This is a genomic window from Priestia sp. FSL P4-0332 (assembly GCF_038005845.1).
GTDB lineage: Bacteria > Bacillota > Bacilli > Bacillales > Bacillaceae_H > Priestia.
The window spans coordinates 4,994,397-5,019,465 of record NZ_JBBOUA010000001.1 but is presented as its reverse complement, the minus strand read 5'-3'; the positions used below and the strand labels follow the sequence as shown (position 1 = coordinate 5,019,465).

Genomic DNA, 25,069 nt, shown 5'->3' with positions numbered 1-25,069 from the left:
TTTTATTCATATTCTTCTACGATTTCTTTTAATGTGAAAGTTAAACCGTAGTACGCGTATAAAGCGACCATCATTGCTGGAAAACCAAATCTTGAGCCGTCTTCTCCAGGAATAAGCGGCTTTAACAATTTTGTATCAATATGAGCATCTGCGAGTGCTGTTAAAGAAGGTTCGGCTATCTCTTTAGGAACAGCAGCAATGCTAACAAATGGAATATCCTGTTTCTTTAAACGTTCAGCTATTTCCACTGCTTTATTATCTGTTGAAAATCGAGAGACAAGCAGTACGCGATCAACGCTAGTCAGCTGATCTAATTCATGTAAAGGCAAAGCTTTTGCCTGACTTAAAGGTTCCGCACTGCTTAGTGCTTCAAGCGTAATGGCGTGCATTTCTTCTACACCATAAATATAGATAAATCCTTCTCCGACAGAGGCCTGTGCTAAAATACGCGCGGCATCTTCAAATTGGAATTCTTCTTGTTCTTCAATTCGTTTAAAAAAACCTGAAAGTTGAGTTGTGAAAATTTTAAGCATAGAATCTCCCTTCGATTTAAGCGGCTAAAGCCGTCTATCTACACATTATAACGAAAAAAGCTATCTGTATTCTATCTTGAAATGAGCTACAATGAAAGTAAAGTGCAATGAAGTTAGATGGATGACAAAAAAAGCTATGTTTTGTAACAATTTCTCTAATAAGCAGGGATTTTTGTTTTAAAGGCGAAATACATATGTTAGTTTTGTCTGTAGAAGAGGAATATAAAAGGTGGGATTATATTGGCAGAGAAAATTTTAATTGTTGATGATCAGTATGGTATACGTATTTTATTAACGGAAGTGCTACAAAAAGAAGGCTATACGACATTTCAAGCGGCGAACGGCTTCCAGGCGATTGATATTACAAAAGAGCAAGCACCGGATCTTGTCTTATTAGATATGAAAATTCCAGGAATGGATGGAATTGAAATTTTAAAAAGGTTAAAGCAGCACGATGAAACGATTAAAGTCATCATTATGACCGCTTATGGTGAATTGGATATGATTCAAGAAGCAAAAGATTTAGGAGCATTAACACACTTTGCAAAACCGTTTGATATTGATGAAATCCGAAAAGTTGTTAGGGAATATATACCAGTAAAGTCGAATTAAGGTTTTGGTAGGGTTTTCATCCTAACAAATTTTGAATATCAGCCTAAAAATGTTGCTGTTTTCATTGTTAGTTGGTATCCTAATTACTGTATTCATAATTCGACAATCTATTATGTAAAGATGCGCGTTGTTTCTACATGAAACACTCAATTCAAGAGCATACTATTTGAGTGTGCCTTTTGGTTAGCATCTAATCTAAGGTTGATTTTAAGGAGGATTTCAATATGCCTTTAGTATCAATGAAAGAAATGCTTATTACAGCAAAAGAACAAGGCTATGCAGTAGGTCAATTTAACTTAAATAACTTAGAGTTTACTCAAGCTATTCTTCAAGCAGCAAAAGAAGAAAACTCTCCAGTTATTCTTGGTGTATCTGAAGGTGCAGCACGCTACATGGGCGGTTTCAAAACTGTTGTAGCAATGGTTGAAGCTCTAATCGAAGATTACGACGTTCAAGTACCAGTTGCAATTCACTTAGACCACGGTTCAAGCTTTGAATCATGTGCAAAAGCAATCCATGCTGGATTCACTTCTGTAATGATCGATGCTTCTCACCACCCATTTGAAGAAAACATTGCAATTACTTCTAAAGTAGTTGAACTAGCTCACTTCCACGGAGTATCTGTAGAAGCAGAACTAGGAACTGTTGGTGGACAAGAAGACGACGTTATTGCTGAGGGCGTTATCTATGCAGATGCTAACGAGTGTGAAGAACTTGTTAACCGTACAGGTATCGATTGCTTAGCTCCAGCATTAGGATCAGTTCACGGACCATACAAAGGTGAACCAAACCTAGGTTTTGCTGAAATGAAAGAAATCGGAGATCGTACAGGCTTACCATTAGTTTTACACGGTGGAACTGGTATTCCAACAAAAGATATCCAAAAATCAGTTTCTTTAGGTACTGCTAAAATCAACGTAAACACTGAAAACCAAATTGCTTCAGCTAAAGCTGTTCGTGAAGTATTAGCTGCGCAACCTGAACAATATGATCCACGTAAATACTTAGGACCTGCTCGCGAAGCAATCAAAGAAACGGTTCAAGGTAAAATGCGTGAATTCGGTTCTTCTAACAAAGCATAATTTGAAATCTTCGGATTGCCTGTTTGCAGTTAGTTGAGTCTGAAAAATAAAACCGTCTTATTTTTATTGTAAGGCGGTTTTATTTTTACTATAATTTTCTTATCATTCTGAATACATAACACAGGGGGATGGCATTCATGAAGTTTTTTATTGATACGGCTAATTTAGACGAAATTAAGGAAGCGCATTCATTAGGTTTGTTAGCGGGGGTTACAACAAATCCTAGTTTAGTAGCTAAAGAGAACATCACGTTTGAAGATCGTCTTCGTGAAATTACAGAGTTCGTTGAAGGATCTGTAAGTGCAGAAGTGATTGCGCTTGATGCAGAAGGCATGATTCGCGAAGGAAAAGAGCTTGCTGCGATTGCGCCGAATATTACAATCAAGGTACCGATGACTCCAGATGGCTTAAAAGCAGTAAAAGAATTTACTAGTTTAGGTATTAAGACAAACGTTACGCTTATTTTCTCAGCTAACCAAGCGTTAATGGCAGCAAGAGCAGGTGCTACTTACGTATCGCCTTTCTTAGGAAGATTAGACGATATTGGTTTTAATGGTCTCGATTTAATCTCAGATATCGCAGATATTTTTGCGATTCATGACATTCCATCAGAAATTATTGCAGCATCTATTCGTCATCCGATGCACGTAACAGAAGCTGCAAAAAATGGAGCACATATTGCGACAATTCCTTACAAAGTTTTAATGCAATTGTTCAAACATCCGTTAACAAACGCAGGGATTGACCAATTTTTGGCAGATTGGGAAAAACGAAATGTCTAAACATGTATAAATTTGTGTGGCATTTACCATCCTGACAGGTGAATGCCATATTTTTCTTTTATCTTGTCGAAACTATACATGATTTTTTCATTTTCGTGTACACTAGTAGGTAATAGGAAAAATAGCCATTCTTTTAGGTATTCTTTGTACCAAAATTTTCCTCAATTACTAGGTGAGAAACTTTCTTTCACTAGAAGGGAGCTATAAATGGAAAAGTTAAAAATACAAGGTGGCTTTACCTTAAGTGGATCCGTCCGCGTCAGTGGTGCTAAAAATAGTGCCGTTGCGCTTATTCCAGCAACAATTTTAGCCGAGTCACCTGTTACAATTGAAGGTCTGCCCGATATTTCAGACGTGCAGTTATTAGGGGATTTAGTTGAAGAAATTGGTGGGAAAGTAACCATTGATAACGACGAATTAACAGTAGATCCATCCGGAATGGTTGCAATGCCTTTACCGAACGGGAAAGTAAAAAAATTACGCGCTTCTTATTATTTAATGGGGGCGATGTTGGGACGCTTTAAAAAAGCGGTAGTTGGGCTTCCAGGAGGCTGTTACCTTGGTCCTAGACCAATTGATCAGCACATTAAAGGCTTTGAAGCTCTTGGCGCTAAAGTAACAAATGAACAAGGAGCTATTTACATTCGAGCTGAGGAACTGATTGGTGCTCGAATTTATTTAGACGTTGTTAGCGTGGGAGCAACAATCAATATTATGCTCGCTGCTGTAAGAGCAAAAGGGCGTACCGTTATTGAGAATGCTGCCAAAGAGCCTGAAATTATTGATGTAGCTACGTTACTGACAAGTATGGGTGCCCGTATTAAAGGTGCAGGTACAGATGTTATTCGAATTGATGGAGTAGATCAATTAAAAGGATGCCGTCATTCCATCATTCCAGACCGAATTGAAGCAGGCACATATATGATCATGGGAGCGAGTATGGGAAAAGAAGTTGTTGTTGACAACGTTATCCCTCAGCATTTGGAGTCATTAACGGCTAAAATGCGTGAGATGGGTATTCATATCGAAACAAGCTCAGATCAGATTCTTGTAGCGACTCGTCAGCTATTGAAGCCCGTAGATATTAAGACGCTAGTATATCCAGGTTTTCCAACTGATTTACAGCAGCCATTTACGACGCTTCTAACAAGAGCGTCTGGTACAAGCGTTGTGACGGATACAATTTACGGTGCAAGGTTTAAGCATATTGATGAACTGAGACGAATGAATGCATCTGTTAAGGTAGAAGGACGTTCTGCTATTATTAATGGCCCCATTCACTTACAAGGTGCACGTGTGAAAGCGTCGGACTTACGAGCAGGAGCAGCTCTCGTAACCGCTGGCTTAATGGCCAAAGGGATTACAGAGGTAACGGGTTTAGAGCACATTGACCGAGGTTACAGTCATTTAGTAGACAAGCTATCGGATTTAGGGGCAATGATTTGGCGTGAAGAGATGACTCAAGAGGAAATTGAGCAATTTCAAAATTCATAGAGGCAAATCGGTGCCACAGTCATGAAAGCAAAGTTTAGAAATGAGCTTTTTAATAAGCTACACAGGCGTAGGAGCGTTCTTCTATGTCTGTGTAGCTTATATATTTATGAATAGGGTAAATAGATAAAAAGGGAAGCTAAAAGATAAATTTCACTTCTTAATTTTAACGTCCAGTTTATTTCCTTTAATGTGAAATTATGAAAAGGTTTTCCTCGCTTCTCGTAAGCTATTAAATTTCCTTTTTTTTATTCATCTTCTAAAGTAAAAAAAGATTGATTAAAAAGATAGAAAAAGGTTAGAATATAAATTGCTACGTTAAATTTATCAAGATAATATAAATGGTTTTATGTCGGAATTATTCTTCTAAAAGTGTATAGTTAATCAATTGATTCTACTTATTATACTTCAAAGGTTATATTCTCCATTTTCACAGATTTATTCCATCCATATCATCTCTCAATTTTATATTTGAATTTAATATGGGAGGAACGGTTAAAAATTATTCATTATAAAGCGTGGTGTCCTAATGAACTTAACATTATCCAGTTTAGAAAATATGAAATTAAAAGAGCTATATGAACATGCTCGTGAGTATAAAGTTTCGTACTATAGTAAATTAACGAAAAAAGAACTTGTCTTTGCTATTTTAAAGGCTCAAGCTGAACAAGATGGGCTTTTATTTATGGAAGGCGTTCTTGAAATTATTCAGTCAGAAGGATTCGGTTTCTTACGACCAATTAACTATTCACCGAGTTCAGAAGATATTTATATCTCAGCTTCACAAATTCGTCGCTTCGATCTGCGTAATGGAGACAAGGTATCGGGGAAAGTTCGTCCTCCAAAAGAAAATGAGCGCTACTACGGATTATTACATGTAGAAGCAGTAAACGGAGAAGATCCGGAAACGTCAAAAGATCGCGTGCATTTTCCAGCGCTAACGCCAATTTATCCAAATGAGCAAATGCTGCTAGAAACTCAGCCAAGAAGTTTCTCTACGCGTATTATTGACTTGATTTCACCAATTGGATTTGGGCAAAGGGGACTAATTGTCGCGCCGCCAAAAGCAGGTAAAACGATGCTGTTAAAAGAAATTGCTAATAGCATTACAACAAATCATCCTGATGCAGAATTGATTGTCCTTCTTATCGATGAGCGTCCTGAGGAAGTGACGGACATTGAGCGTTCGGTTGACGGTGATGTTGTCAGTTCTACATTTGACGAAGTGCCAGAAAACCACATTAAAGTAGCGGAACTTGTCCTTGAACGTGCGATGAGATTAGTCGAACACAAAAAAGATGTTGTCATTTTGATGGATAGCATCACAAGACTTGCTCGTGCATATAACTTAGTTATTCCACCGAGCGGTCGTACACTATCAGGGGGTATTGACCCAGCTGCTTTTCACCGTCCAAAACGATTCTTTGGAGCTGCTCGTAACATTGAAGATGGAGGCAGCTTAACCATTCTAGCAACAGCCTTAATTGATACAGGCTCTCGTATGGATGATGTTATTTATGAAGAATTTAAAGGTACAGGTAACATGGAACTGCATCTAGATCGTTCACTAGCTGAAAAACGTATCTTCCCTGCGATTGATATTCGTCGCTCAGGCACACGTAAAGAAGAGCTGTTAATTCCAAAAGAGCATTTAGACCACTTATGGGCAATTCGTAAATCAATGGCAGATGCTCCTGATTTTGCAGAAAAATTCTTAAAACGTTTACGTCAAACAAAGACAAATGAAGAGTTCTTCTCGATGTTAACGGAAGAGAAAAAAACGCTTCTAGCAAATAAACGATAAGTTATAAAACATGTGGTTGCAAAAGCATACAACCCTTGTTATAATTTCATCATGTGTGTTGATAAAGTACACAGTGAAATAGTTATTATTTCATCACTATCTTTATCAATAAACTCTGTTTCAGAATGATTCAGGGCGGAAGGAGATGAAACGAATGAAAACAGGAATTCATCCAAACTATAAAACAGTTATGGTTAAATGTACTTGCGGAAACGAATTTGAAAGTGGTTCTGTAAAAGAAGAGATCCGCGTTGAGACTTGTTCTGAATGTCACCCATTCTACACTGGTCGTCAAAAATTCGCTGAAGCTGGTGGCCGTGTTGATCGCTTCAACAAAAAATACGGTATTAAATAATCACATTGTCGAAACAAACAGGCAAGTAGCTTAACTTCTTGCCTGTTTTTTTGCTTATAAAAGTAGAAAAACAGTGTCTGCTTGATAAAAAAGTGGGTACTTTATCATAAGAATAAGATCTACATAGAAGACGTAGATTAAGTTAGTAGCGGTTCGCTCAGAAACGGAACGAGAAGAAGGGAGAGTCCCGCAGTGGTGTACGTAATGAAACAAAGCGGTTGGATAGAAGTAATTTGTGGCAGTATGTTTTCAGGGAAATCAGAAGAGTTGATTCGACGTGTGCGCCGTACGCAGTTTGCTAAACAAAAAGCACAAGTATTCAAGCCTGCAATTGATAATCGATATAGCGAAGAAGCTGTCGTTTCACATAATGGTACATCTGTTATGGCTTATTCAATCTCGGCATCGCGCGATATTTTAAAGCGAGTAAATGAAGAGACAGACGTAGTAGCGATAGACGAAGTACAGTTTTTTGACACAGATATTTTAGAAATTGTTCAATCTTTAGCAGATCAAGGCTTTCGTGTGATTGTAGCGGGGTTAGATCAAGACTTCAAAGGTGAACCTTTTGGACAAATGCCGCAGTTAATGGCTATTGCAGAGTCGGTAACAAAGCTACAGGCCGTGTGCGCTTCATGTGGCTCTCCTGCGAGCCGTACGCAGCGTTTGATTAACGGTGAGCCTGCTTCTTATGACGACCCTATTATTTTAGTCGGTGCGTCGGAATCGTACGAACCAAGATGTCGTCATTGCCACGTTGTGCAAAAGTCTAAAGGACAAGCTGTGTCTGTGGACTCAAGCGAAATGGTCGAAAAATAAAGCAAGAATTTTATGATGATAAAAACAGAACGCGCAGTTCTGTTTTTTTGTTCATATACGTGTATTAACAAGGTTTTGACTCTATTTTAAAGCTATACTATAATTACAATGTTATGGATAAAGAATGAGGTGAATGACGTGTTTGATCGTTTAGAAGCGGTAGAGGCGCGCTATGAGAAGTTAAACGAACTTCTGAGTGACCCTGAGATCGTAAACAACCCCTCTAAGTTGAGAGAATATTCGAAGGAACAATCAGATATACAACAAACGGTAGCCGCTTATCAGGAATACAAAGATGTAAAAGAGCAGCTATCAGAAGCGAAAACGATGCTTGAAGATAAGCTTGATGCAGATATGCGTGACATGGTAAAAGAAGAAATTGCCGAGTTAGAAACGCAGCAAGAAGAGCTAGTTGAAAAGCTACGTATTTTATTAATTCCAAAAGATCCAAACGATGATAAAAACGTAATCATGGAGGTTCGTGGAGCGGCTGGTGGAGATGAAGCAGCATTATTCGCAGCTAATTTGTACCGCATGTATTCGCGCTTTGCTGAATCACAAGGCTGGAAAACAGAAGTAATGGAAGCAACGACTACTGGAGTAGGCGGTTATAAAGAAATTATCTTTATGATTAACGGTAAAGGTGCGTACTCAAAGATGAAATTTGAAAACGGTGCACACCGTGTTCAACGAGTTCCTGAAACAGAATCAGGCGGTCGTATTCATACATCTACAGCAACGGTAGCATGTCTTCCTGAAGCGGAAGAAGTCGAAGTGGACATTCATGAAAAAGACATCCGTGTAGATACATTTGCTTCAAGTGGACCAGGTGGCCAAAGTGTTAATACGACGATGTCAGCCGTTCGTTTAACGCATTTACCAACAAATACAGTGGTATCATGTCAAGATGAAAAGTCTCAGATTAAAAATAAAGAAAAAGCAATGAAAGTATTGCGTGCTCGCGTGTACGATAAGTTCCAGCGAGAAGCACAAGCAGAGTACGATGCAACGCGCAAACAAGCAGTTGGATCAGGAGATCGCTCCGAGCGTATCCGTACGTATAACTTCCCGCAAAATCGCGTAACGGACCACCGTATTGGTCTGACGATTCAAAAGCTAGATCAAATCTTAGAAGGCAAGCTTGATGAAATTATCGATGCATTAGTCATGGAAGACCAAGCGCGCCGAATGGAAGATTCGAACTAATGAAAGTATTTGAAGCCCTTAAGTGGGCTTCTTCTTTTTTGAAAGAGGCAAAGCGAGATGAAAACGCGGGAGAACTCTTGCTTCGCCATCACTTGCAGATGACGAGAACTCATTTGCTAGGTTCTCTGCAGGAAGAACTAGAAGAAGAAATCCTAAAAAGATTTGAACAAGATGTTCATGCTCATAAAACAGGTATGCCTGTACAATATCTAATTGGGACAGAAGAATTTTACGGGCGTTCATTTATTGTAAACGAACATGTATTAATTCCAAGACCCGAAACGGAAGAGCTGGTATACGGAATGATTTCTCGAATAAAAAAAGAATTTCAACACCAGCCTATTGAGCTTGTAGATATTGGAACGGGAAGTGGGGCAATTGCTATCACTTTAGCTTTAGAGCTTGACAGAGTGGAAGTTACAGCAACAGATATAGCTATAGAATCTTTAAGCGTAGCCAAAGAAAATGCTCAAAATTTGGACGCTGCTGTCACGTTTATACAGGGAGATCTATTACAACCATTTCTATTATCGAATCAGAAATTTGATGTAATTGTGTCTAATCCGCCTTATATTCCAGCAGATGATGAGTTATCCACAGTGGTAAAAGATCATGAGCCAAACCGAGCTCTTTTTGGTGGAAAAGATGGCCTGGATTTTTATCGACGTTTCATGGAAGAGTTGCCATATGTGACGAAGTCAAATAGTATTATTGGATTTGAAGTTGGGGCCGGACAGACAAAAGATGTAGCTGAGATGCTGCAAAAAACGTTTCCGACAGCTTTTGTAGAATGTGTATATGATATTAATGGAAAAGATCGAATGGTTTTTGCACAACTTCGCGAGAACTAAAAAATCAGAGGGAATAATTTTCCCTTTGATTTTTGAAAATCATGCATTTTTTTACTAAATTACTAGTTTAAGATATCTTGCTTTCGGCCATACTGTTCCTATGAAAGGGCGGTGGCCGAAATGAAGAAATATGCTATCATTTATTTTATTTTATTAATTATTGGAGCAAATGCTCAACTTATATATACACATAACCAAGTGCAGGCAGATCAGCCTGCAGTCATTCCAGACGAGGCAATTCGACTGCGTATTTTAGCAAACAGCGACGGTGAAAAAGACCAGTACGTAAAACGTCTGATTCGTGACCGCGTGAACGAACAAATCACAGAATGGGTAAAAGATTTAACATCTGTAACTGTAGCTCGAAAAACAATTAAAGAAAATTTGCCGGCGCTTGAAACAATTGCGAAAGAAGTGCTAAAAGAAGAAGGCGTAAATGAATCTGTTCATGTTAAATTCGGAAAAGTAGAGTTTCCTACTAAGTTGTACGGTCAGTTTTTATATCCAGCAGGTGAGTATGAAGCCGTGCTTATTACTCTTGGCAAAGGAGAGGGAGCAAACTGGTGGTGTGTACTATTTCCTCCTTTATGCTTCTTAGATTTCTCAAACGGTGAAGCGGTAAAAGCGCCGGAGCCATCTGAAGAAGAGCCAAAGGAAGAAAAAGAGAAACCAGCAGCTTCTGAATCAAAATCTGCAGACAAAACAGATGACAAATCGGCTGAAAGTAAAGAGCCTGCAGTGAAAACAGAAATTCAATCTGCAACTATTACATCGGATTCTATTGAGCAGAAAGCTGAGGAATCTTCTCAACCAACAGTATCTTCTAAAGAAGCAATTGCAAAAGATACAAGTACAGTAAAGGAAGACACAAGTGCTAAGGCTGAAAAAAAGGAAAGTAAAGAAGCTGAAAAGTCTGTTTCATCTAAGAAAAAAGCTGATTCTAAATCAAAAGAAGATTCTGTAGAAGTTAAGTTTTTTGTAGTAGAATGGGTATCGTCAGTATTTAATTAATAGAATCATTAAAAATAAAATTCAGTTCTACTTTTTTTAATTATCTCATAGATTTGTTACTAGAAAACAAGTTGAGGTGATTAAAATGAGAGAACAATTAAAAATTGCCAGTGAAAATGATTATATTCGAATTCAGCAGTTTTTACAAAAAGCGGGCATCAGCACAGCAGGTGTGGAAGAGCATATTCATCAATTTGTCATAATGGAAAATGAAGAAGGCGAGCTGCTAGCAACAGTTGGGTTTGAAAAAGAAGGTGTGGATGGAATTCTCCGCTCCCTTGTCGTGTCTCCTTCTTTAATTCAATCTGATATTCTGCTGCTATTTAAAAGCATCGTCCAGCTGGCTCAAAAGCATGGCGTGAAGCAACTATATTTACTAACAAATAAGGCATCTTCTCTACATTTTTTTCAAATGATGAATTTTCAGCAAACATCTTACAGTGCACTGCCTGAGTTGTTAAAAGAACATTCTTATTTAAAAAAGTTACCAAACCCTCAGGATGTCTATGTGATGTTTTATGCAGCTAGTTAAAAGAAAATGTGGATAAATCATTTTAATGGGGTATCCACAATGTTATTCACAAAAACATAAGCTTTATCCACATTTTGTGGATAAAGCTTGTTTGTTGATATAATGAATGCATGTATTTTACTATCTTTGATACATATTGTACTTTTAAAGTAAAAAAAACCTAGATATAGAAAGAAAAAGGAGTTGAAGAAGATGGAAACTAAGTTATGGGTTGTGGATAATTTTACGAACGAAAAAGATATTTATCCACAGATAGAAGAAGCAGCAGATTTGCTGCGCAATCACGAAGTGGTTGCTTTTCCTACAGAGACGGTGTATGGATTAGGAGGAGACGCAACATCGGATAAAGCTGTGGATAAAATTTTTGCAGCGAAAGGACGTCCTAGTGATAACCCTCTTATTGTTCATATTGGAGATAAAGAGCAGCTTCATACATTTGTAGAGTCGATTCCTTCAAAAGCAGAGAAAGTGATCGATGCTTTTTGGCCGGGTCCTCTTACAGTAATATTACCCAAAAAAGATCGAGTTTCAGATAAGGTTACGGCTGGTTTAAACAGCATCGCAGTGAGAATGCCCTCACATCCAGTAGCCCTCGCATTATTAAAAAAAGTGGCTTTGCCTATCGCAGCTCCTAGTGCAAACCTTTCCGGCAAGCCAAGTCCCACTCTAGCTCATCATGTGATGAATGATTTAGAAGGGCGTATTAGCGGAGTTGTAGATGGAGGAGCAACAGGGGTAGGAGTAGAGTCAACTGTCCTTGATTGTACAGAAGAGATTCCTATCATTTTACGGCCGGGCGGCATTACTCAGAAAGAGTTGGAAAATGTCATTGGTCCCGTAAAAGTAGATCGAGCGTTACTAAGTGATAAAGAAGCGCCAAAATCTCCAGGTATGAAATACACGCATTACGCACCTGATTCACCGCTTGTCATCGTTGACGGCAGTTCAGATTTTTTCCAGTCTATTATTGATGGCTATAAAGATCAGGGTAAGCGAGTGGGGGTATTAACGACATCTGAACATGAAGATGCGTATAAAGCGGATGCGGTTATCACATGTGGATCTCGTTCAAATTTAGAGACGGTTGCTAGCCATTTATACGAGTCGCTTCGTTCATTTAATGAGTGTGACGTAGATATTATCGTTAGTGAAAGTTTTTCTGAAGAAGGAGTCGGTCATGCCGTTATGAACCGATTAATGAAAGCTGCAGGACATCACGTGATTAAGCAATAAAATTCATCTTCTAAACCTTTTCGAATGTGCATATTTTGAAATAGGAGCACGTCCGAGGAGGGTAAAGATGAATGTATCTCAGTTAATTAGTGAAATGATCACGTTAGTCATTATGGCGTTTGCCTTAGGAATGGATGCTTTCTCAGTTGGTTTGGGAATGGGATTAATTCGTTTACGCTTTCGCCAAATTTTCTACATTGGTGTTGTTATCGGTGTATTTCATATTTGGATGCCGCTGTTAGGCATGTTTATTGGACGACTTTTGTCTGATAAACTTGGAATGTTTGCTACCTATGGCGGTGGAATTTTATTGCTGATTCTTGGGGCGCAGATGATTTATTCCTCCTTTAAGCATGACGATACGCCGTTTATCAAACCAGTTGGCTTTGGACTGTTATTTTTTGCGCTCAGCGTGAGTCTAGATAGTTTTTCTGTTGGACTTAGCTTAGGTATTTTTGGAGCAAGAACGTTTTTGACCATTATTGTTTTTGGCGTAGTGAGTATGCTATTAACTTGGTTAGGACTGCTGCTAGGCAGAAGAGTGCAAGGCTGGCTTGGTTCATATAGTGAGGCACTGGGCGGAAGCATTTTATTAGCTTTTGGAATCAAATTGTTACTACCTTTTTAACTATATAAATAGGTAAAGGATCATGACCATTCAGGTTATGGTCTTTTTTTGCTTCTTTTGGATTGCAGCGATAAAAGAAGGAAAGCGAAGTCGTTTTTTCGAGATGGATGAAGCGGTAATGGATAAAAAATACCCGGAAAAGCTAACTGGATTTATGCAAGCAATAGAGATACAATAGGGTGGAATATCAACATAGTCGAACATAGTGAAAGCAAGGGAGGATGTATCTTGAAAAACATCTTATTTGTATGTACAGGAAACACGTGCCGCAGCCCTATGGCAGAAGCGTTGCTCAAAGCTAAAGAGATAGATGGAATAAACGTGAAGTCTGCAGGTGTATTCGCTTCAAATGGAAGTGAAGCTTCTGTTCATGCACAAGTTGCCCTTCACCAGAAAGGCATAGCTTGTTCTCATGCTTCGGTAGCATTAACGGAAGAACAATTGATGTGGGCTACTTATATTTTTACGATGACGGATCAGCATAAAATGCTGATTTTGAACCAAGCTCCATACGTAAGTGATAAATTATTTACGCTAAAAGAATTTGCCGACGAGCAAGGTGAAGTATCTGATCCGTTTGGCGGATCATTACAGACGTACGAACAGACTTTAGAAGAGTTAGAGCGTATGATTAACAAAATAGTCGACAAATTATAAAAGGTTCCATAAATTTTTGCTGACTTAAAATGAACAGAAATTTAATATAAGACGAAGGTATGTATGAGGAGGAAACAAAGATGAAAGTAGCTATTGCATCTGACCACGGAGGTATAAATTTGCGACAGGAAATTATCTCTTTAATGGAAGAATTAAATATTGAATATGTGGATTTAGGGTGTGAATGCACAGCGTCTGTCGACTATCCGGATTATGCACTTCCCGTTGCTCAAAAAGTGGCGAGCCAAGAAGTAAGTCGAGGCATTCTTATTTGTGGAACAGGCATCGGTATGAGTATAGCAGCTAATAAAGTAAAAGGAATTCGCTGCGCTCTAGTGCATGATACGTTCAGTGCAAAAGCAACAAGAGAACATAATGACAGCAATATTTTGGCAATGGGTGAACGTGTCATTGGGCCGGGACTTGCACGTGAAATTGCGAAAATTTGGTTAATGACAGAATTTGAAGGCGGCCGACATGAAAATCGCGTGAATAAAATTAAACAGTATGAGCAGCAAAGCGATGCAACAGTAACTGTATAATGTGAACGTATTCAATGAAAGAAAGGAAGAAAAACGTGTCTGAACTTACGAAATGGAAAGAGCAGTTGGAAACAGTTTTATCTGATTTTTTAGCACGAGTGCAGTTGTCTTCAGAACATACACTTGTCATTGGATGCAGTACAAGCGAGGTAATTGGTGAAAAAATAGGAACCGCAGGCGCCATGGAAGTCGCAGAAATGATTTTTGATACACTAGCAGATTTTCGAAAAAAAACGGGTGTCCACTTAGCATTTCAATGCTGTGAACATCTCAATCGAGCACTGGTAGTAGAAAGAGAATTAGCTCGCAAAGAGCGTTTAGAAATCGTTAGTGTTGTTCCTATCCATAAAGCAGGCGGAGCGATGGCTACACAGGCCTATGGCCAGCTTAAAGATCCTGTTTTGGTAGAGTTTATTAAAGCTGATGCCGGTATTGATATTGGAGATACATTCATTGGTATGCATTTAAAGCATGTCGCAGTACCCGTTCGTTGTACGTTAAACGCAGTTGGACACGCTCATGTTACTGTAGCAAAGACGCGTCCAAAACTAATTGGTGGAATGAGAGCGTTTTACGAACTTTCGTAATTAAATATATTAAAATAATACACATTTTTTCTTTTTTATTCTAAATAAATCATGTTACAATGTAGTTGAATCAACAAATAACGAACATTGCGAATACGAAATGAGGAGAGGATTTTGATGGAGAAACAACTAATGCAACAAGATCCAGCAGTTTATAATGCGATCAAGGATGAATTACAAAGACAACGTACTAAGATTGAGCTAATTGCTTCAGAAAACTTTGTAACAACAGCGGTAATGGAAGCACAAGGTTCAGTTTTAACAAATAAATATGCTGAAGGCTATCCAGCTAAACGTTACTACGGCGGTTGTGAACACGTAGACGTAGTAGAAGACTTAGCTCGTGATCGTGCAAAAGAAATTTTCGGAGCAGAGCACGTGAATGTTCAACCTCACTCAGGTGCACAAGCAAACATGGCTGTATACTTCACTGTTTTAGAGGCTGGAGACACAGTACTTGGTATGAATTTATCGCACGGCGGTCACTTAACGCACGGAAGTCCTGTTAACTTTAGTGGTGTTCAGTACAATTTCATCGAATATGGCGTAGATCGTGAAACACATCGTATTAACTACGATGATGTATTAGAAAAAGCTCGTACACATAAGCCAAAATTAATTGTGGCTGGTGCAAGCGCATATCCACGCGCAATCGACTTCAAGCGTTTCCGTGAAATCGCTGATGAAGTAGGCGCTTATTTAATGGTAGACATGGCTCATATTGCTGGTCTAGTAGCTGCAGGACTTCATCAAAATCCTGTGCCACATGCTCATTTCGTTACAACTACAACACATAAAACACTACGTGGACCACGCGGCGGTATGATTTTATGTAAAGAAGAATTTGCGAAAAAGATTGATAAGTCAATCTTCCCTGGTATTCAAGGTGGTCCATTGATGCACGTTATCGCTGCAAAAGCAGTAGCATTTGGTGAAGCATTACAAGATGAATTTAAGCACTATGCTCAAAATATCATCGACAATGCTAATCGTTTAGCAGAAGGATTAAAGAAAGAAGGATTTGCTCTTGTATCTGAAGGAACAGACAATCACCTTGTGTTAATCGACGTAAGTTCAATGAATTTGACAGGTAAAGTAGCTGAAAAAGCACTTGATGATGTAGGTATTACAACAAACAAAAATACAATTCCTTACGATGAGCAAAGCCCATTTGTAACAAGCGGTATCCGTATTGGTACAGCTGCGGTTACAACTCGCGGATTTGGCTTAGAAGAGATGGATGAAATTGCTTCTATCATCGGATTAACGCTTAAAAATATTGAAGATGAAGAAAAGCTAGCTGAAGCTAAAACACGCGTTGAAGCTTTAACAAGCAAGTTTGAAATGTATAAATCACTTTAAGAGAGACAGGCCTTTGTGCCTGTTTTTTTATGGAGAAAGTGGTAGCAATTCAATCATTTTTTGAATAATGCTTGAACTCAAAAACTTTTTTCTGTAAAATGAATGCAATGTATAAATTTAATTAGCAAGAGATATGTTTTTACTAGTACGTACCATTCAATTCGTTGAATGGTATTTTAATGTGTACATCTTTATATATAAGGAGAGATATCAATGGGCAAAGTATACGTATTTGATCACCCGCTTATTCAACACAAATTAACTTACATACGCGATGTAAAAACGGGAACGAAAGAGTTTCGTGAATTAGTTGATGAAGTGGCAAGCTTAATGGCTTTTGAAGCGACACGTGATTTACCGCTAGAAGACGTTGAAATTGAAACACCGGTTTGCAAAACAAAGTCAAAAGTTATTGCAGGGAAAAAGCTTGGTATCGTTCCAATTCTTCGTGCTGGTATCGGCATGGTAGATGGATTTTTAAAACTAATGCCAGCTGCTAAAGTTGGACACGTTGGCTTATATCGTGATCCAGAAACATTACAGCCTGTTGAATATTATGTAAAGCTACCTAATGATGTAGAAGAGCGTGACTTTATTGTAGTAGATCCTATGCTTGCAACAGGAGGGTCAGCTGTAGAAGCAATCAACTCTCTTAAAAAAAGAGGCGCCAAAAACATTAAATTTATGTGTTTAATTGCTGCTCCTGAAGGCGTGGAAATCGTAAAAGAAGCACACCCTGACGTAGATATTTACATTGCAGCATTAGATGAAAAGTTAAATGACCATGGATATATTGTTCCAGGTTTAGGTGATGCAGGGGATCGTTTATTCGGTACAAAATAATTTGTAGATTCGGGTGATGAACATGAAGCAGCCAATTAAAGTAATGACGATATTCGGGACAAGACCAGAAGCAATTAAAATGGCCCCTCTAGTGCTAGAGCTTAAAAAGCGACCGGAGGAGTTCGAAGCGATTGTTACAGTAACGGCTCAGCACCGTGAAATGTTAGACCAAGTATTGAGCATTTTTGACATTCAGCCTGACTATGACCTTAACATTATGAAAGATCGCCAAACTCTTATGGACGTAACGACCAGAGGATTAGAAGGTTTGGACGACGTAATGAAAAAAGTAAAGCCGGACATCGTACTTGTACACGGCGATACAACTACGACGTTTATTGCCGGACTAGCAGCTTTCTATAATCAAATTCAGGTGGGACATGTTGAAGCAGGTTTGCGCACATGGAATAAATATTCTCCATATCCGGAAGAAATGAACCGTCAGCTTACAGGCGTTCTCGCTGATTTGCACTTTGCTCCGACAGATAAGTCTGCAGCTAATTTGCAAGCAGAGAATAAAAAAGAAGAGCGAATCTTTGTGACTGGAAACACAGCTATCGATGCGTTAAAAACGACAGTAAAAGAGACATATGAGCATGAAGTGTTAACGAAATTGGGAGATGATCGTCTTATTTTATTAACGGCGCATCGCCGCGAAAATTTAGGCGAACCAATGAAAAACATGTTCCGTGCTGTTAAACGTATTGTGGATGAACATGAAGATGTGCAAGTTGTGTATCCTGTTCATTTGAATCCGGTAGTTAGAGAAACAGCAAACGATATCTTAGGAAATGACCCACGCATTCATTTAATTGAACCGTTAGATGTAATTGACTTCCATAACTTCGCTGAGCGCGCTCATATTATTTTGACAGATTCGGGCGGTGTTCAAGAAGAAGCTCCTTCATTAGGCGTACCTGTATTGGTACTTCGTGATACAACAGAGCGACCGGAAGGAATTGAAGCAGGAACGCTCAAACTAGCAGGAACGGAAGAAGAAACGATTTATGCGCTAGCAAAAGAGCTGTTAATAGATGAAGACGTATATAAGCAAATGTCACAAGCATCGAATCCTTACGGAGACGGCTTAGCTTCTAAACGCATTTGTGATGCTATTAGCTACTATTTCAACCGTCGTGAAAACAGACCGGAAGCTTTTAATCCGCTTTCGTAAGATTTCTAAACACCTTTCACATGAAAAGTGTCTCTTTGAGACACGATAGTGTGAGAGGTGTTTTTTTTATGTGGATTAAATGGTTAATGATTAGCTTTATATTGGGAAGCGGGGGAGGGCAAATGTCGCTCAATCCCACATTTCCTTCTATAAAACAAGAAATGCATCATCAAGAAAAATCAATAATTGTCATGATTAAAAAAGAAAAATTCGCCAAATTTAAAAGTCAGCTACAAAAAAATTATCCTAATATAAAGATTAAGAGCGAATTTCATACGGTGTTTACAGGACTTTCGTTAAATGGCTCCATCTCGGATTTTGAAAACCTATCTCATAATCCTTCTATTATTAGTTCACATTCTATTAAAAACTACCAGGTTGCAGAAGAAAATAGCGTAACCTTCATTGGCTCAGAACAGGTAAGAGGCTTATTTGATACTTATAATCAGCGCTTAACAGGAAAAGGGATCAAAGTAGGCGTCATCGATACGGGTGTTGATTATTCTCATCCCGATTTAAAACAAACCTACAGAGGAGGGTATGATGTAATAGATAAAGATTATGAGCCGATGGAAACCACTCGGGAGCAAGGAGAGCCTACTCTGCATGGCACTCATGTAGCTGGTATTATTGCAGCAAATGGAAATATTAAAGGTGTAGCACCTGAAGCAGAGATCTACGCATACCGAGCTCTTGGACCTGGAGGAGCTGGAACGTCTGAAAGTGTTATTCTAGCTATCGAAAAAGCAATTCAAGATGATGTAGATATTATTAATTTATCATTGGGAAATGATGTGAATGGTCCTGATTTACCAACAAGCTTAGCATTAGATCGGGCTGTTGAAAAAGGAATTGTAACGGTCACATCTAGCGGCAATTCAGGTCCAGGTTTATGGACCGTGGGCTCTCCAGGTACAGCGGGAAAAGCTATTTCCGTTGGCGCTTCTGTTTCCCCGACAACAGTTCAATTTCTAACAATTGGATTTAACAAAGAAAAAATTATGATGGCGCCAGTAGAAGGGTCTCGTCCATGGACGTTTAATCAAACGCTGCGTGTAATAAATGAAGAATATTCCAAAGAGCAAAAGCATGCGTTGGGTAACGTCATTTTGCTAAAAGTAGAAGGAAATGCGGTTGAAAAAAAGATTAAACAAGCTGAACAGGCTGGAGCAAAAGCTGTTCTTTTATATAGCCCGACTGAAAAAAGCATAATCGGTAAACTACAAGAGTCAGTAAATATTCCAGTGATATGGGTAAGTAAAAAAAGCGGTGATACCATTAATCAACACATTCAGTCTCAACAGCCATACTTACGCACTGGCAAGCAAGTGGTGCAAGACTTGCTCACATCTTTCAGTTCAAGAGGACCTGTAACGACTACTTGGGGAATCAAGCCGGACGTCGTCGCACCTGGTTACTTCATTAATAGTACAGTTCCTGGGGGATATGAACGCATGCATGGAACAAGTATGGCTGCGCCCCATGTAGCTGGAGCGTGCGCTCTTATTTTACAAGCTCACCCGAACTGGTCTCCTGAACAAGTCAAAGCTTCATTGATGAACACAAGTAAAGTAATGCAGCAGCTAAATGGCCAAACGTATCGCGTATATGAACAAGGAGCCGGGAGAATTCAAATAGCAAAAGCTGTCACAGCAGACTCTTTATTTTATCCATCTTCTTTATCTTTCGGTATTTTTACGCGCCCATCAAAGAAAGTCTTATCATTTAAAATTGATAACCAGTCTGATAAAGCAAAAACGTATCGCTTAAACGTTCCAAAAAGGGATGAAGGAGTGAACTGGGATGTTCCATTACCCGTCACGGTGCAGCCCCATCAGACAAAAGAAATAGCTGTCACTTTATCGGTGCAGCCCCGTTTTAAAAATAAAGGTATATATGACGGATATTTGGAAATAAATGATTCACGTGAAACATTTTCGCTTCCTTATATGTACATGGTTAGCATTCCAGATTATCCTCGTGTCATGGGATTGCAAGTAGCAGCGGAAAAAGAGAAAAATACGTATAGCTATGAACTGTTTTTGCCTGAAGGAGCAGATCAGTTAGGCGTGGCTCTTTTTGATAAGCAGTCTTTACAGTTTGTATCGTATTTAGATGTTGACGTTGATGTAGAAAGAGGCATGAGAAAACGAAAAATAACGATTGATGAATCGCTTGTACCGGGGTCGTACCAAATATTTGCATTTGTGAAAAAGCATAGACAAGAGCAGGTTGTACAAAGTACAATAACGATTGAATGAACCTCTTTAAATGTTTTCATTTGAAGAGGTTTTATGTGTGGCAGAAATGTGAACAATAAGAAGAGATTGTGAAGTTTTTAGCTTAAACACATTGACATTAAATATACGCTATTGTATGCTTACAGGGAATATAAATGATAAGGTTTTCAACCTGTGAAAACCGTTGATATTTCTGTGTATTTTATTAGCTGTTTTTACCTTTTTTAGCAATTTTTTTTGCCTTTCTATCATATATTGAGCTATAAAAACGATAGAGAATTCGGAAAAAAGAAAATTTTGCAAAAGGGGTATGAGCTTATGAAAGATCGCAACCGTCATCCTTTGCAAGCGATGGCATTAGTGTCAATCATTCTATCACAGTTAGCAGGTTCAGTCTTAATTGGCTTATTCTCTGGAAGATGGGCTGATCAATGGCTTGACACCGAACCACTATTTTTGATTTTAGGCCTTCTTTTAGGGCTAGCAGCAGGTGTTTTTATGATGCTGCGGACAGTCCACCATTTTTTTTCAGGAGATTAATAATTCATGCAGGATTTGCAGCACGTTTTTCCAAGACTTCGTTCATACATATTGTATTTGTTAGCATTATACGTTCTCGGCTGGGGATTTACAAGTTATAAGGCTGTTTTTGCAGGTTTAATTTTAGGAACCGCCCTGAGTTTGTATAATTTGTGGAACTTAGTAAGAAAGTTTGAGCAGTTTGGACAGGCGTTGGATGAGGGGAAAAAGCCCCGTTCAATTGGGACTGTTGTAAGATTTGCAACAGCTGCTCTCGCAGTTGTGATTACCATCTCTTATCCAAAAACCTTTCATATTATTAGTGTAGTTGTGGGATTAATGACGTATTACGTTGTCATTATCATAGATTTAGTTGTTCAAAATATGCGTAGAAGATAGAAAGAGAGGTGAACACAGTTGGGTCATGAATCACCAACTATAGAGTTTCTAGGCCTTACTTTTAGTCAAAGTAACTTGCTTATGGTTACCGTAGCTTCTGTTATTGTATTCTTAATTGCAGTTTTATGTACTCGTACTCTTGCTATGAAGCCAAGCGGTGCACAAAACTTTATTGAATGGGTCTTAGATTTTGTTAAAGGACTCGTTAATAGCAATATGGATTGGAAAACAGGTGGCCGCTTTTTGACGCTAGGTGTAACTTTACTTATGTACATTTTTGTGTCAAATATGTTGGGTCTTCCATTTGCCATCGTGATTGACCATAACTTATGGTGGAAATCGCCAACCGCTGATCCAGCAATTACGCTGACGTTAGCCGTTATGGTAGTTGTACTATCACATTATTATGGTATTAAAATGCGAGGTTTCTCTGCATACACGAAAGATTACTTCAAGCCAATGGCATTTTTATTCCCGCTTAAGATTATCGAGGAGTTTGCCAATACGTTAACGCTTGGCCTTCGTCTTTACGGTAATATTTATGCTGGGGAAATTTTGTTAAGCTTGCTAGCTGGTTTAGCAACAACAGGCTTCTTAGGTACAATTGGAGCTGCTATTCCAATGCTTTTATGGCAAGGATTCAGTATTTTTGTAGGCGCAATTCAGGCCTTCATTTTCACAATGTTAACGATGGTTTATTTATCTCACAAAGTGAGTAGCGACCATTAATTTATAAAGCTTTGTTCAAGTAATACCCAATTTGGACAAAACAAAACTTAGTTAAACAAAATCATATATATTAAGGGAGGACTTTATAAAATGGGTTTAATAGCATCTGCAATTGCGATTGGTTTAGCGGCACTAGGTGCTGGTATTGGTAACGGTCTTATCGTTTCTAAGACGATTGAAGGCACGGCTCGCCAACCAGAAGCACGTGGTACATTAACTTCAATGATGTTCGTTGGGGTTGCCTTAGTTGAGGCGCTTCCAATTATCGCCGTAGTTATTGCATTCATGGTACAAGGTAAATAATAATGTGTTACATGTGGCGAAGATCATTCAAAAGAACCTTCGCCATTACTTTATGTCTTTAATAAGTAAATTATATATGTGGAGTCTCTGAAGGGAGTGAACATGGCCGTGTCGAACATGTTTGTGTTAGGAGCAGCAGGCATTAATGGTGGAGATATTCTTTTCCAATTAGTGATGTTCCTTATCCTACTTGCGTTACTTCAAAAATTCGCGTTTGGTCCTGTAATGGGAATCATGAAAAAACGTGAAGAGCATATTGCCGGTGAGATTGATGAAGCAGAAAAGCAAAATGAGGAAGCGAAGAAGCTTGTTGAAGAGCAGCGTGAAATCTTAAAGCAATCTCGTCAAGAAGTGCAAGTAATGATGGAAAACGCTAGAAAGTCTGCAGAAGATAAAAAAGAAGAAATCATTGCGGCAGCACGCGAAGAGTCTGAGCGTCTAAAAGCTGCAGCAAAACAAGAAATCGAACAGCAAAAAGATCAAGCAGTTGCTGCGTTACGTGAGCAAGTTGCTTCATTATCTGTTTTAATTGCGTCGAAAGTTATTGAAAAAGAACTTTCTGAACAAGATCAGGAGAAGTTAATTCATGAATATATCCAAGAAGTAGGGGATGTACGATGAGTCAACCAGCTGTAGCCAAACGCTATGCACTAGCTCTTTTTCAATTAGCAACAGAAAAACAGATGATCGATGAAATGCAAGACCAGCTACAAATCGTTGAAGAGGTGTTTGCTAAAACACCTGAATTAATGGATGTATTAACTCATCCAAAAATTACAATTGAGCGAAAAAAACAGTTTGTAAGTGAGGCATTTGCTGAACTTTCACCAACTGTTCAACATACGGTTCTTCTATTATTAGAGCGTCACCGCATTCAAATTGTTAGCGAAATGGTACAAGAGTATCGTTTCCTAGCGAACGAAGTACGTGGCGTGGCAGATGCAACTGTTTATTCTGTCAAACCTTTAAGTGCAGATGAGAAAAGAGCAATCTCGCAATCATTTGCTTCTAAAGTTGGAAAACATACGTTAAATATTTCAAATATAGTAGATAAAAGCCTAATCGGCGGCGTGAAGCTTCGCATTGGTAATCGTATCTATGATGGCAGCATTAGCAGCAAATTAGAAACGATCCACCGAGGACTTCTTGCACACAGATCGTAGATAGGGGTGAAATTCATGAGCATCAAAGCTGAAGAAATTAGTGCGCTGATCAAGCAGCAAATTGAAAACTATCAGTCTGAGATTAAAGTGAGTGATGTAGGTACTGTTATCCAAGTTGGGGACGGTATCGCACGTGCTCATGGCCTCGACAATGTCATGGCTGGAGAACTGGTTGAATTTTCAAATGGTGTCATGGGAATGGCACAAAACTTAGAAGAAAACAATGTAGGTATCATTATTTTAGGACCATACACGGAAATCCGTGAAGGTGACGAAGTTCGCCGTACAGGACGCATCATGGAAGTTCCAGTAGGGGAGCAGTTAATCGGTCGTGTTGTTAACTCATTAGGTCAGCCAGTAGACGGCTTAGGCCCAGTAGAAACAACAAAAACACGTCCAATTGAAGGTGCTGCACCTGGCGTTATGGATCGTAAATCAGTACATGAGCCGCTTCAAACAGGTATCAAGGCGATTGACGCACTTGTGCCGATCGGTCGTGGACAGCGTGAGTTAATTATCGGTGACCGTCAAACGGGTAAAACATCGGTAGCAATCGATACAATCTTAAACCAAAAAGATCAAGATATGGTATGTATCTATGTAGCGATTGGCCAAAAAGAATCAACAGTTCGTAACGTAGTAGAGACATTACGTAAACACGGTGCTCTAGATTACACAATCGTTGTAACAGCATCAGCTTCACAACCAGCTCCACTATTATTCTTAGCACCATACGCTGGAGTAACAATGGGTGAAGAGTTTATGTATAACGGTAAGCACGTACTTGTTATTTACGATGACTTAACAAAACAAGCATCAGCTTATCGTGAACTTTCATTACTATTACGCCGTCCTCCAGGTCGTGAAGCGTATCCAGGGGATGTATTCTACCTGCACTCTCGTTTATTAGAGCGTGCGGCAAAGTTATCGGACGCAAAAGGTGGAGGTTCATTAACAGCTCTTCCATTTATTGAAACGCAAGCAGGAGACGTATCTGCTTATATCCCAACGAACGTAATTTCGATTACAGACGGACAAATTTTCTTACAGTCAGATCTATTCTTCTCAGGTGTACGTCCTGCGATTAATGCTGGTCTTTCTGTATCACGTGTAGGTGGATCTGCACAAATTAAAGCGATGAAAAAGGTAGCAGGTACACTGCGTCTAGACCTTGCATCGTATCGTGAGCTTGAATCATTTGCTCAGTTCGGTTCTGATCTTGACCAAGCGACTCAAGCAAAATTAAATCGAGGAGCGCGTACAGTTGAAATCTTAAAACAAGGTTTACACAAACCGCTTCGCGTAGAAAAACAAGTAGCTGTGCTTTACGCATTAACAAAAGGCTTCTTAGATGATGTTCCAGTATCAGATATTACACGCTTTGAAGACGAGTACTTAACATGGTTAGAATCAAACCGTAAAGAAGTACTTGAATCAATCCGTACAACTGGTGGCCTTCCTGAAGCTGGCGTATTCGAATCAGCACTTGAAGAATTCAAGAAAACATTTATTGCATCTGAATAATATATTGTCAGCATGGTATGTTAAGACAATCTTTCAATAAGGTGAAGGTGAACATTTGTTCACCTTTCATACCACGTGATCTTCTAAA

Annotated in this window: 29 protein-coding genes; 28 read left to right on the top strand and 1 reads right to left on the bottom strand. The window is 38.9% G+C overall.

Features of this window, described 5'->3' with window-relative positions:
- Window positions 1–2: 2 nt before the first annotated feature.
- Window positions 3–533, bottom strand: a complete 531-nt coding sequence (locus MKY06_RS26350) for a DUF2529 family protein (RefSeq protein WP_057275279.1) — start codon at window positions 531–533, stop codon at window positions 3–5.
- A 237-nt stretch (window positions 534–770) separates the two neighbouring features.
- Here MKY06_RS26350 and MKY06_RS26345 point away from each other — a divergent pair, with 237 nt between their 5' ends.
- From MKY06_RS26345 to atpA, 28 genes are all read left to right on the top strand, one after another.
- Complete coding sequence (locus MKY06_RS26345; protein WP_087944205.1) at window positions 771–1,145, top strand: response regulator; 375 nt, start codon at window positions 771–773, stop codon at window positions 1,143–1,145.
- Window positions 1,146–1,369: 224 nt separating this feature from the next.
- Window positions 1,370–2,227: a class II fructose-bisphosphate aldolase gene (locus MKY06_RS26340; RefSeq protein ID WP_013059826.1), complete on the top strand. Its 858-nt coding sequence runs from the start codon at window positions 1,370–1,372 to the stop codon at window positions 2,225–2,227.
- A 137-nt stretch (window positions 2,228–2,364) separates the two neighbouring features.
- Window positions 2,365–3,009 carry a fructose-6-phosphate aldolase gene (gene fsa, locus MKY06_RS26335; RefSeq protein WP_013059825.1) on the top strand — a complete coding sequence of 215 codons (645 nt, stop codon included), beginning with the start codon at window positions 2,365–2,367 and terminating at the stop codon, window positions 3,007–3,009.
- Window positions 3,010–3,216: 207 nt separating this feature from the next.
- Window positions 3,217–4,503, top strand: a complete 1,287-nt coding sequence (locus MKY06_RS26330; protein ID WP_013059824.1) for a UDP-N-acetylglucosamine 1-carboxyvinyltransferase — start codon at window positions 3,217–3,219, stop codon at window positions 4,501–4,503.
- 526 nt (window positions 4,504–5,029) lie between these two features.
- The gene (gene rho, locus MKY06_RS26325) at window positions 5,030–6,304 is read left to right on the top strand and encodes a transcription termination factor Rho (RefSeq protein WP_013059823.1); all 1,275 of its coding nucleotides are present in this window, start codon (window positions 5,030–5,032) and stop codon (window positions 6,302–6,304) included.
- A gap of 154 nt (window positions 6,305–6,458) precedes the next feature.
- Window positions 6,459–6,659 carry a 50S ribosomal protein L31 gene (gene rpmE, locus MKY06_RS26320; RefSeq protein WP_013059822.1) on the top strand — a complete coding sequence of 67 codons (201 nt, stop codon included), beginning with the start codon at window positions 6,459–6,461 and terminating at the stop codon, window positions 6,657–6,659.
- 204 nt (window positions 6,660–6,863) lie between these two features.
- Window positions 6,864–7,478 carry a thymidine kinase gene (locus MKY06_RS26315; protein WP_153252841.1) on the top strand — a complete coding sequence of 205 codons (615 nt, stop codon included), beginning with the start codon at window positions 6,864–6,866 and terminating at the stop codon, window positions 7,476–7,478.
- A gap of 138 nt (window positions 7,479–7,616) precedes the next feature.
- The gene (gene prfA, locus MKY06_RS26310) at window positions 7,617–8,684 is read left to right on the top strand and encodes a peptide chain release factor 1 (RefSeq protein WP_013059820.1); all 1,068 of its coding nucleotides are present in this window, start codon (window positions 7,617–7,619) and stop codon (window positions 8,682–8,684) included.
- Complete coding sequence (gene prmC / locus MKY06_RS26305; RefSeq protein ID WP_029319407.1) at window positions 8,684–9,535, top strand: peptide chain release factor N(5)-glutamine methyltransferase; 852 nt, start codon at window positions 8,684–8,686, stop codon at window positions 9,533–9,535. The genes prfA and prmC overlap by 1 nt, the downstream gene beginning before the upstream one ends.
- Window positions 9,536–9,655: 120 nt before the next feature.
- Window positions 9,656–10,546, top strand: coding sequence for a stage II sporulation protein R (gene spoIIR / locus MKY06_RS26300; RefSeq protein ID WP_055991595.1), 891 nt, complete (start codon window positions 9,656–9,658; stop codon window positions 10,544–10,546).
- A gap of 85 nt (window positions 10,547–10,631) precedes the next feature.
- Window positions 10,632–11,078 carry a GNAT family N-acetyltransferase gene (locus tag MKY06_RS26295; protein WP_029319403.1) on the top strand — a complete coding sequence of 149 codons (447 nt, stop codon included), beginning with the start codon at window positions 10,632–10,634 and terminating at the stop codon, window positions 11,076–11,078.
- Window positions 11,079–11,270: 192 nt separating this feature from the next.
- A complete protein-coding gene (locus tag MKY06_RS26290) occupies window positions 11,271–12,311 on the top strand; it encodes an L-threonylcarbamoyladenylate synthase (protein ID WP_025601926.1) in 1,041 nt (346 codons plus the stop codon).
- A gap of 67 nt (window positions 12,312–12,378) precedes the next feature.
- Window positions 12,379–12,939 carry a manganese efflux pump MntP gene (locus MKY06_RS26285; RefSeq protein WP_013059815.1) on the top strand — a complete coding sequence of 187 codons (561 nt, stop codon included), beginning with the start codon at window positions 12,379–12,381 and terminating at the stop codon, window positions 12,937–12,939.
- 22 nt (window positions 12,940–12,961) lie between these two features.
- Window positions 12,962–13,117: a hypothetical protein gene (locus tag MKY06_RS26280; protein ID WP_155660731.1), complete on the top strand. Its 156-nt coding sequence runs from the start codon at window positions 12,962–12,964 to the stop codon at window positions 13,115–13,117.
- Between the two features lie 50 nt (window positions 13,118–13,167).
- Window positions 13,168–13,596: a low molecular weight protein arginine phosphatase gene (locus tag MKY06_RS26275; RefSeq protein ID WP_025601411.1), complete on the top strand. Its 429-nt coding sequence runs from the start codon at window positions 13,168–13,170 to the stop codon at window positions 13,594–13,596.
- An 80-nt stretch (window positions 13,597–13,676) separates the two neighbouring features.
- Complete coding sequence (gene rpiB / locus MKY06_RS26270) at window positions 13,677–14,138, top strand: ribose 5-phosphate isomerase B (protein WP_025601414.1); 462 nt, start codon at window positions 13,677–13,679, stop codon at window positions 14,136–14,138.
- Window positions 14,139–14,152: 14 nt separating this feature from the next.
- Complete coding sequence (locus MKY06_RS26265; protein ID WP_029711154.1) at window positions 14,153–14,725, top strand: TIGR01440 family protein; 573 nt, start codon at window positions 14,153–14,155, stop codon at window positions 14,723–14,725.
- Window positions 14,726–14,842: 117 nt separating this feature from the next.
- A complete protein-coding gene (glyA, locus tag MKY06_RS26260; protein ID WP_013059811.1) occupies window positions 14,843–16,087 on the top strand; it encodes a serine hydroxymethyltransferase in 1,245 nt (414 codons plus the stop codon).
- A gap of 213 nt (window positions 16,088–16,300) precedes the next feature.
- The gene (upp, locus tag MKY06_RS26255; RefSeq protein WP_013059810.1) at window positions 16,301–16,930 is read left to right on the top strand and encodes a uracil phosphoribosyltransferase; all 630 of its coding nucleotides are present in this window, start codon (window positions 16,301–16,303) and stop codon (window positions 16,928–16,930) included.
- 22 nt (window positions 16,931–16,952) lie between these two features.
- Window positions 16,953–18,104, top strand: a complete 1,152-nt coding sequence (gene wecB / locus MKY06_RS26250; RefSeq protein WP_025601419.1) for a non-hydrolyzing UDP-N-acetylglucosamine 2-epimerase — start codon at window positions 16,953–16,955, stop codon at window positions 18,102–18,104.
- A gap of 68 nt (window positions 18,105–18,172) precedes the next feature.
- The gene (locus MKY06_RS26245) at window positions 18,173–20,365 is read left to right on the top strand and encodes a S8 family serine peptidase (RefSeq protein WP_098277601.1); all 2,193 of its coding nucleotides are present in this window, start codon (window positions 18,173–18,175) and stop codon (window positions 20,363–20,365) included.
- 297 nt (window positions 20,366–20,662) lie between these two features.
- Window positions 20,663–20,884 (top strand): AtpZ/AtpI family protein, encoded by a 222-nt coding sequence (locus tag MKY06_RS26240; protein ID WP_013059807.1) that lies wholly within the window; start codon window positions 20,663–20,665, stop codon window positions 20,882–20,884.
- A 6-nt stretch (window positions 20,885–20,890) separates the two neighbouring features.
- Complete coding sequence (locus tag MKY06_RS26235; RefSeq protein WP_013059806.1) at window positions 20,891–21,262, top strand: ATP synthase subunit I; 372 nt, start codon at window positions 20,891–20,893, stop codon at window positions 21,260–21,262.
- 18 nt (window positions 21,263–21,280) lie between these two features.
- Complete coding sequence (gene atpB, locus MKY06_RS26230) at window positions 21,281–21,991, top strand: F0F1 ATP synthase subunit A (RefSeq protein WP_013059805.1); 711 nt, start codon at window positions 21,281–21,283, stop codon at window positions 21,989–21,991.
- Between the two features lie 90 nt (window positions 21,992–22,081).
- On the top strand, window positions 22,082–22,294 hold the full coding sequence (gene atpE / locus MKY06_RS26225; protein WP_013059804.1) for a F0F1 ATP synthase subunit C: 213 nt from the start codon (window positions 22,082–22,084) through the stop codon (window positions 22,292–22,294).
- Window positions 22,295–22,396: 102 nt separating this feature from the next.
- Window positions 22,397–22,915 carry a F0F1 ATP synthase subunit B gene (locus MKY06_RS26220; protein WP_013085463.1) on the top strand — a complete coding sequence of 173 codons (519 nt, stop codon included), beginning with the start codon at window positions 22,397–22,399 and terminating at the stop codon, window positions 22,913–22,915.
- On the top strand, window positions 22,912–23,457 hold the full coding sequence (locus MKY06_RS26215; RefSeq protein WP_025601428.1) for a F0F1 ATP synthase subunit delta: 546 nt from the start codon (window positions 22,912–22,914) through the stop codon (window positions 23,455–23,457). Before MKY06_RS26220 ends, MKY06_RS26215 begins: the two co-directional genes overlap by 4 nt.
- A 15-nt stretch (window positions 23,458–23,472) precedes the next feature.
- Window positions 23,473–24,981 carry a F0F1 ATP synthase subunit alpha gene (atpA, locus tag MKY06_RS26210; protein ID WP_013085461.1) on the top strand — a complete coding sequence of 503 codons (1,509 nt, stop codon included), beginning with the start codon at window positions 23,473–23,475 and terminating at the stop codon, window positions 24,979–24,981.
- The last annotated feature ends 88 nt before the right edge of the window (window positions 24,982–25,069 follow it).